The sequence below is a fragment of the Vibrio sp. Vb1574 genome, from assembly GCF_033338675.1.
Genome location: NZ_JAWOTC010000069.1, coordinates 1 through 8,476 on the forward strand (window position 1 = coordinate 1; position 8,476 = coordinate 8,476).

Here is an 8,476-nt window from a genome sequence, read left to right on the forward strand (position 1 = left end):
GAGTTCTTTTAGTTGTTGATTTCATAACACTCTCCAATTTTGGGGTGGAAAGTGTCAACCTTATTTAGGACGGCACACATACCTAAATAAAAAGTCGGCTTACAGGCCGACTTTTTTTAACTCTTCTTCTGCAAAATCTGCCGTAATTGGCACATAACCATCTTTCTCAACCAACGCTTGTCCCTGAGCAGAAAAGATAAAGCGAATAAATTCAGCTTCAATTGGTGTTAATGGGTAATCAGGGTGCTTATTCACGTAAACATATAAGTAACGTGATAGTGGGTACTTACCACTAACAATATGTTCTCGCGTTGGAGTCACGTAGTCATTTCCCATTTTAGCCACAGGGACTAAGCGCACGCCTGCCACTCGATAACCGACACCGGAATAACCAATTCCACTGATGGTTGACGCTACAGCTTGCACAACTGACGCGGAGCCTGGCTGCTCGTTAACTCGAGTCTTGAAATCGCCGCCACACAAGGCATTACTTTTGAAGTAACCATAAGTTCCAGAAACGGAGTTACGACCAAACAACTGTACGTTTCGCTTTGCCCACTGTGATTCAAGACCGAGTTGCTGCCAGTTTGTTACAAATTGACTTTCGCCACAGCGTAGCGTGGCGGAAAACAAAGCATCTAATTGACTAAAGTTAAGACCTTGAATTGGATTATCTTGATGAACAAAAATACCGATTGCATCGATGGCTACCCTAAGCGCCGTTGGCTTGTAGCCATGTTCACGTTCAAACGCTTCTATCTCTCTTAAACGCATAGGGCGACTCATGGGACCAAACTGAGCTGTTTGTTCGGTCAATGCTGGAGGGGCAGTAGAAGAGCCAGACGCTTGGACTTGCGCATTAATATTCGGGTAAATGGATTTAAACTCTTCAACCCAAAGCGTTGTCATACCCGCAAGTGTATCGGAGCCAACAGAGAGCAAGTTCCCGACAATCCCCGTCGTTTTATGATAAGTCGGCAATGGTTTATCTTGAGCGGCAGCAATAAAAGAACAAACAAGCGCGAATAAACTGAATGTTTTTGCCAATCGTAAAGCCATTATTTCACCACCAAACGTTCAGGCAATACAAAAGAAAACTTACTGCCCACACCTACTTCACTGTGAATTTCTAAATGAGAGTCATGGTGACTCAGCGCGTGTTTTACAATGGCAAGCCCTAAACCACTTCCACCAGTATCACGTGATCTTGCTTTATCCACTCGATAAAAACGCTCAGTAAGTCGATGGAGGTGCTGAGGTTCAATACCATCACCACTATCTTCCACCTCTAAGCATGCGCCTTGAGAGGTCTGGAACCAACGAACATTAATGTTCGCACCAGGCGGTGTGTATTTGACGGCATTATAAACGAGGTTAGAGATAGCACTACGTAACTGGTCATCATCGCCCAGCACGCGTAGGCTAGCATCAACATCAAATTTCAATTTATGTTGGTTGTCCCCACTAAGGCTAACCGCCTCTTTTTCTAACACTTCAAGCATCGCGGGCACATTCACGACTTCCTCAAGCTCATGCATAGGTGCCGCTTCAATTTTAGATAGTGTCAGTAGTTGGTTCACCAAACTGTTCATGCGGTTAAGCTGCTCCGTCATGACACCATGAGCTTTGCTCCACATTGGACCTACGACCATATCAGGGTCTTCTGTCATCTCAAGATAACCTTGTAGCACCGTCATTGGTGTACGTAGTTCATGAGATACGTTGGCGAAGAAGTTGCGACGCATTCCCTCAAGTTGTTTTAACTGGCTCACATCACGCACTACCATCAAGTGCTCACCCTCGGTATACGGTACGATACGTAATTCCAGCATGCGTTCGACGTTGAGTGGTGAACGCATTTCTAATGGCTCAGAAAAGTCTTTCTTGTTGAGGTACTTGATAAAATCAGGTGTACGAATGAGATTCGAGATAGGTTGACCTGAATCTTCTGGCCAATGGAAGCCCAGTAAGTGCTGAGCCAGCTTGTTGCACCAAACAATATTGCCTTCAGCACGGAATACCACTACCGCATCGGGTAGCGATTCTGCACCATTTCTGAATCGACGAATAAGATTAGTAAGCTCTTTTCGTTTGCGGCGTTGGCGCTGTTGTAAGCGATACAACCCATTGAACAAAGATTCCCAGTTACCGCTACCAGATGGTGGCGTGAGGCGTTTTTCATCCCATAACCAAGAAGATAAACGTACTTGGTTATGCAAATGCCACACAAGCTGCAATGCCGTAGCAGCCAAAAGCAACCACGGCATATAACCGAATATCCAACCTACTATCACCCATGGGGTGTAAAAAAAAGCCAGCTCCCAGGCCAGCTTTTTCCACGTTAATCTTTCAACCACTCATAACTCCAGAAATGGTACCGATAAGCTGCGTGTTAATTTATGCCTTCGTCGAGAAGCGGTATCCAGCACCACGAACAGTTTGGATCAGCTTATCATGCCCTGCAGCTTCCAATGCTTTACGCAGGCGGCGAATGTGAACATCGACCGTACGGTCTTCGACATACACGTTGGTGCCCCAAACATTGTTTAATAGCTGCTCACGGCTGTATACGCGTTCTTGATGCGTCATGAAAAAATGAAGCATCTTAAATTCTGTAGGGCCCATGTCTAATGGCGCATCATTAGCCGTAACACGGTGCGATACAGGGTCAAGCTTCAATCCCTGTACATCAATTACATCTTCTAGTGCAGTAGGGGTAACGCGACGAATCACCGCTTTTAGGCGTGCAACCAACTCTTTAGGAGAGAATGGCTTAGTAATGTAGTCATCCGCACCGACTTCTAAACCGCGCACTTTATCTTCTTCTTCACCACGAGCGGTAAGCATCACAACTGGAATGTTGCGCGTTAATTCCTCTCGCTTCATATGTTTGATGAAGTTAATGCCACTACCGCCTGGTAACATCCAATCCAGTAAAACTAAATCAGGGAAGGGTTCAGCCAGTTTGGTTACTGCAGTATCGTAATCTTCCGCTTCTACCGCTTGGTAACCTTTCTGCTCAAGTACGAAGCACAGCATTTCGCGAATAGGAGCTTCGTCTTCAACAACCAGAATCCTTCTAGACATAATTGAGTAACCTTATGTTCGTTGAGCTAATGAATTTAAGAGACAAAGCGCCTCTCTTTGCATAAGCATTATCACTACCAATTATGACACTTTTGTGACCTTTGAAAACAAATTTTCATATAACTTTCTTTTGAGGTTCATTCGGATATTTTTCATTTCTATTAAGACATCAGCACAAAAATTCCCTATGATTAGTCCCTTGTCATCAAGCCTAGAGAAGATTTATGTGGTTTAAAAACTGTCTGGTATACCGCGTTAACCGCGAGGTTACTTTTAACGCCGAACAACTAGAAACTCAGCTGTCTGAATTCCGATTCACCCCGTGTGGCAGTCAAGACAAACAGAAATTTGGCTGGGTCAGTGCAATGGGTAGACATGGCGATATGATGACTCACGTGTCAGAAAACCGCATTCTGATTTGCGCCAAGAAAGAAGAGAAAATGCTACCTGCCTCTGTGATCAAAGAATCATTGAATGCAAAAGTAGAAGCAATGGAAGCGCAAGAAGGTCGTCCTCTGAAGAAGAAAGAGAAAGACAACCTGAAAGATGACATCGTAATGGATTTACTGCCGCGCGCATTCAGCCGCAGCAGCCACACTCACGTGCTCATCATGCCAAAAGAAGGTTTTATCCTTGTTGATGCAAGCAGCTATAAAAAAGCAGAAGATGTATTAGCATTGCTTCGTAAAACCATGGGTAGTCTACCTGTTGTTCCTGCTATTCCAGAAGTGGCGATTGAAACTACGCTAACCGAGTGGGTGAAAAGCGGTGACACACCTCAAGGTATCAGCATGATGGACGAAGCTGAGCTAAAATCCGTACTTGAAGAAGGTGGTGTGATTCGCTGTAAGAAGCAAGAGCTAACCACTGATGAAATCCGCAACCACATCGCTGCGGATAAAGTCGTGACGAAACTTGCGCTTAATTGGCAAGATCGTATTGAGTTCATTATGACGGAAGATGCAGGCATCAAACGTCTAAAATTCTCTGATGAATTGAAAGATCAAAACGATGATATTCCACGTGAAGATCAAGCAGCTCGATTTGATGCAGACTTCTCTCTAATGTGTGGAGAGTTCAGTGCTTTCCTTCCCAACCTATACGATGCGCTAGGCGGCTTACCGAATCCTAACGCTTAATTTTGTATAAAGGTTAACCATAACGCCCTCACTTTTTTTGAGGGCGTTTTTCTATCTGAAGCACAATTACCCTAGTCACAGTTCACATTTTGACGTAAAATTTGCGCCCCATTTCCATTAGGTGGAATTGGCCTGACTTGTGATCAGATAAAAGAGAATTGAGCAATGACAACTGAGAAAGCATTCGTGCCTGAGCTACTATCTCCAGCGGGCAGCCTGAAAAACATGCGTTACGCATTCGCCTACGGGGCAGATGCAGTTTACGCTGGCCAACCTCGCTACAGCCTTCGCGTACGTAACAACGAGTTTAACCACGAGAACCTAAAAATCGGTATCGATGAAGCCCACGCCCTAGGCAAAAAGCTTTATGTGGTATGTAACATTCAACCACACAACTCGAAGCTAAAAACGTTCATCCGTGATCTTAAGCCAATCGTAGAGATGGGTCCTGACGCATTGATCATGTCAGATCCAGGCCTAATTATGATGGTTCGTGAAGCTTTCCCAGAAATGCCAATTCACCTTTCTGTACAAGCAAACGCTGTAAACTGGGCGACCGTTAAGTTCTGGGCAGCGAATGGCGTGGAACGTGTGATCGTTTCTCGCGAGCTGTCACTAGAAGAAATCGAAGAAATTCGTGAGCATTGCCCTGAAACTGAGCTTGAAGTATTCGTTCACGGTGCATTATGCATGGCTTACTCAGGTCGTTGCCTACTTTCTGGCTATATCAACAAACGTGACCCTAACCAAGGCACTTGCACTAACGCATGCCGCTGGGAATACAAAGTTGAAGAGGGTAAAGAAAACGACGCTGGTGATATCGTAGAGAAATTCGACCCGACTGAAGCACAGCCTGTCGAAGTACAAGACGAGCGCCCTGAAACCACAATTGGTCGCGGCAAACCAACAGATGAAGTCGTTCTGCTTTCTGAAGCGCACCGTCCAGAAGAAAAAATGGCGGCCTACGAAGATGAGCATGGTACTTACATCATGAACTCTAAAGACCTACGAGCGGTTCAGCACGTTGAACGCTTAACTAAGATGGGTGTTCACTCATTGAAAATTGAAGGTCGTACTAAATCGTTCTACTACTGCGCACGTACCGCTCAAGTTTATCGTAAAGCAATTGATGATGCTGTAGCAGGTCGACCATTCGATGAAAGCCTAATGGGTACACTAGAAAGCCTAGCTCACCGTGGCTACACTGAAGGCTTCCTACGCCGTCATACACACGACACTTACCAAAACTACGATTACGGTTACTCAGTCTCTGATGCTCAACAGTTTGTTGGTGAATTCACTGGCCAACGTCGTGGTGACATGGCTGAAGTAGAAGTAAAAAATAAGTTTCTTGTCGGTGATAGCCTTGAACTAATGACGCCAAAAGGCAATATTGTTTTCACGCTAGAGGCAATGGAAAACCGCAAATCAGAGTCTATTGAAGACGCGAAAGGAAACGGTCACTTTGTATTCATTCCAGTACCAGCAGAGCTAGATTTAGAATATGGCCTATTAATGCGTAATCTAAACTCAGGGCAGGACACCCGTAACCCGACTGGTAAGTAACCATGGCCTTGCTCATTACTGATAAATGCATTAACTGCGACATGTGTGATCCCGAATGCCCTAATGGGGCAATCAGTATGGGAGAGAGCATTTTCGAAATTGATCCAGCGCTATGTACAGAGTGTAAGGGGCATTACGAAAAGCCGACCTGTCAGTCAGTGTGTCCAATTACAAAATGCATAATCACTGATCCGAACCATGTCGAAACTGAAGAGCAGTTGCTTGAAAAATTCGTGATTATTCAAGGGTTAGCATAAGAGCAATTAGGTTCAACTTTGACATCAAAGTTGAACCTTTTCTCAACCTGATTTTTCAATAGGGATAATATTGCAGAATAGCTCTTTTTCAAAATGATACTCTAGTCTCTCACGCCAATTCTCCGCTTGAGAAACAGGTATTAAATAAAAGTTTTCTCGGCTCGTATCAGTAACGAAAGCCATCCCATATTGCATCAGCTCATAATGCACATCATTAACAAAACCCGGATCAAGGCGTTGACGCCCAGTCAGGTGATTCACATCCTCTCGAGTCAAAGAGACTCCTTTAGTATCACTGCTAAATCTGTGTCTTAACCACTCTGCAAATTCTTTTGCACAAATCATAGTCATGGTTTTGTCCTTGATTTACTCTTCTAACAGGAAAAGGGCATATCCCTGCCTTACACACTTGTCTGCGTTGTTATCGCTTTTTAGCCAACTGACAGACATATTGCTAAGAAACCAGAGTATCGTGACGAAAGATCTTTTTCTAAACAAAGAAGTTACAACTTACCCATACTACAACTCTTTGTTTAATTTAGATTTCTATAATATGTCCCCAAAACTAATTGGGTTAGTTTTTGTATTGGTATTATTCAATGTAGACAAAAGTATGATGTTTCTCCAGTTTCATAAAAGAGATCACCAAGTACAGATAAACCTGGAGAGTAACACTAATTAGGATTGATAAGCGGCAAGCATTGAGGTGGAACGACTTTTTTTCGTTTGGGCTTAGAGGTTGTTTTTACCCGTGGAGGGGTATCAATAAGTTTCGCTTTCGGGGCCCAACTTGCGAGCTCAACACCGCAGCCATCGCCTACTGGAGGTGGTGCTTGATCAACACAATAGTCGCTCGAATCAGGACAAGACAACCTGACGTGAAAGTGGTAATGATGCCCCCACCATGGACGTACTTTACGTAACCAAGAACGATCTTTGCCGTTTTCTTGCAAGCAAAGTTGCTCCTTAATAACAGGATGTACAAAAATTCGTGCAACATCCTTACTTTTTGAAGCGTACCGAATTAGCTTAAAGTGCCGTTCTTCCCAGCGATGATTAAGTATGGAATAACCTTTTAAATCCACCACACTCATGGGCTTAGGAAGTTGTAATTCGTTATAAGAAAGCGGTTGGTCAGCAAGTCTTAACCAGATATCGATATCTAACCCGGTTTGATGACTAGAATGACCAGAGGAGAACCTTCCACCTCTAGGTAAAGATAAATCACCAATTAGCAGAGTGGTGTTGAGATTTTGATGAGCTTTAAGCGCCAGATTTTCAATAAACTCTATCGTTTTAGGGTGCCCATAGTAGCGCTTCGTTTTACTACGTAAGACTTGATAACCAACGCCATCGAGAGGCAAGGGTAATGCACCATCTAAACAACCGTTAGCATAACTACCAATAGAGGAGGAAGAGTTTCGGGTAGGATTAACCGCAGACTCCCAAGGAGTAGAACATACTGAAGCTGAGAAACATAAACCCAAAGTTACAATGAAACTCAGCCTCATAGCCTTTAACCTTTAGTAGTGTTCGCCATTATCGTAATAAGCTTTAGGAGATAAGGCGGAAAAGATAACTGCAACATCAATATCGGCACCAGCGATACCGCGCACTTGTTGCGTAATAAGCTTGGCAACTTCATCTTGCACTTCCTGGCCACGGTCGAACCAAAGCACTTCGACAAAAGGATATGCAGCACTCACCTCACCCTCATTGAAAAACGTAGTGTAGATATACTCAAAAGTAAAATCCTCACGCGGACAGTCCATTAGAGGCTGAAGTTCATCCGTAAGGGGTTTTGATAATGCCTGAACAGCTTGTGGCTCTACAGCACGGAATCGAAAATGTGGCATAAACTTACTTCCTAATTATTAGCATTAATGCATGATGATAACAGGAACCAAGTCAGTAATCATCCAAGTCAATGTAACCACTAACCTTTCAATAAATTGTGAATCAGATGTGCTCGATAACGAAGAAAAAGTGTTATGAAATTCGAAGGTAAACCAGAAAGAACAAAGCGATACATCAACATTTAGTAATTACATTACTAGAAAATAAATCTACCTGAAGCAAAGGTATGCCATATTCGTTGGATAAACATACACCTGACATCGGAACTATACGTTAGGAATAAAAGACATATTCGTTAGAAATAAAAGAGCCCCTGACCTAAGCCAGAGCTTATGAACATGGGGGATAGGTGAAGTGGACCAATATCCCGGAGATATGAGCTTTCAATCCCCCGATACTTTGGTATCAGAGGAGTCGACAACTCTTCCAACTAGTCAGCTTCTCTTTTCTTCAGATGCAAAAAAGCCCCAGCATTACTGCTGAGGCTTCAGAGTATGGCAGGGGTGGAGAGATTCGAACTCCCAACACGCGGATTTGGAATCCGCTGCTCTGCCAATTGGAGCTACACCC

General features: G+C 43.8%; 9 protein-coding genes. 3 read left to right on the forward strand and 6 right to left on the reverse strand.

Annotated elements, in window-relative coordinates; all coding sequences use genetic code 11:
* Positions 1-99: 99 nt before the first annotated feature.
* The 3 genes from R7O12_RS23145 to phoB are packed head-to-tail and all read right to left on the reverse strand — an operon-like array spanning position 100 to position 3,087.
* On the reverse strand, positions 100-1,059 hold the full coding sequence (locus tag R7O12_RS23145; RefSeq protein WP_318102306.1) for a phosphate ABC transporter substrate-binding protein PstS family protein: 960 nt from the start codon (positions 1,057-1,059) through the stop codon (positions 100-102).
* The gene (phoR, locus tag R7O12_RS23150; RefSeq protein WP_005383667.1) at positions 1,059-2,357 is read right to left on the reverse strand and encodes a phosphate regulon sensor histidine kinase PhoR; all 1,299 of its coding nucleotides are present in this window, start codon (positions 2,355-2,357) and stop codon (positions 1,059-1,061) included. Before phoR ends, R7O12_RS23145 begins: the two co-directional genes overlap by 1 nt.
* Before the next feature lie 40 nt (positions 2,358-2,397).
* Entirely contained in the window at positions 2,398-3,087 is a 690-nt protein-coding gene (phoB, locus tag R7O12_RS23155; RefSeq protein ID WP_005381752.1) for a phosphate regulon transcriptional regulator PhoB, read from the reverse strand.
* A gap of 224 nt (positions 3,088-3,311) precedes the next feature.
* On the opposite strand from phoB, the gene rdgC reads away from it, so the two are divergent.
* From rdgC to R7O12_RS23170, 3 genes are all read left to right on the forward strand, one after another.
* Positions 3,312-4,226, forward strand: coding sequence for a recombination-associated protein RdgC (gene rdgC, locus R7O12_RS23160; protein ID WP_005381753.1), 915 nt, complete (start codon positions 3,312-3,314; stop codon positions 4,224-4,226).
* 165 nt (positions 4,227-4,391) lie between these two features.
* Positions 4,392-5,792 carry a tRNA 5-hydroxyuridine modification protein YegQ gene (yegQ, locus tag R7O12_RS23165; protein WP_053306549.1) on the forward strand — a complete coding sequence of 467 codons (1,401 nt, stop codon included), beginning with the start codon at positions 4,392-4,394 and terminating at the stop codon, positions 5,790-5,792.
* Positions 5,793-5,794: 2 nt separating this feature from the next.
* Positions 5,795-6,049, forward strand: coding sequence for a YfhL family 4Fe-4S dicluster ferredoxin (locus R7O12_RS23170; RefSeq protein WP_005381763.1), 255 nt, complete (start codon positions 5,795-5,797; stop codon positions 6,047-6,049).
* A 42-nt stretch (positions 6,050-6,091) separates the two neighbouring features.
* On the opposite strand, the gene R7O12_RS23175 is transcribed toward R7O12_RS23170, so the two are convergent.
* The 3 genes from R7O12_RS23175 to R7O12_RS23185 all read right to left on the reverse strand — a co-directional run bounded on the left by R7O12_RS23175 (position 6,092) and on the right by R7O12_RS23185 (position 7,905).
* Positions 6,092-6,400 (reverse strand): hypothetical protein, encoded by a 309-nt coding sequence (locus R7O12_RS23175; RefSeq protein ID WP_005381765.1) that lies wholly within the window; start codon positions 6,398-6,400, stop codon positions 6,092-6,094.
* A 323-nt stretch (positions 6,401-6,723) separates the two neighbouring features.
* On the reverse strand, positions 6,724-7,560 hold the full coding sequence (gene mepA / locus R7O12_RS23180; protein ID WP_262597681.1) for a penicillin-insensitive murein endopeptidase: 837 nt from the start codon (positions 7,558-7,560) through the stop codon (positions 6,724-6,726).
* A gap of 12 nt (positions 7,561-7,572) precedes the next feature.
* Positions 7,573-7,905, reverse strand: coding sequence for a DUF1904 domain-containing protein (locus R7O12_RS23185; RefSeq protein WP_005381768.1), 333 nt, complete (start codon positions 7,903-7,905; stop codon positions 7,573-7,575).
* Positions 7,906-8,476 lie beyond the last annotated feature (571 nt).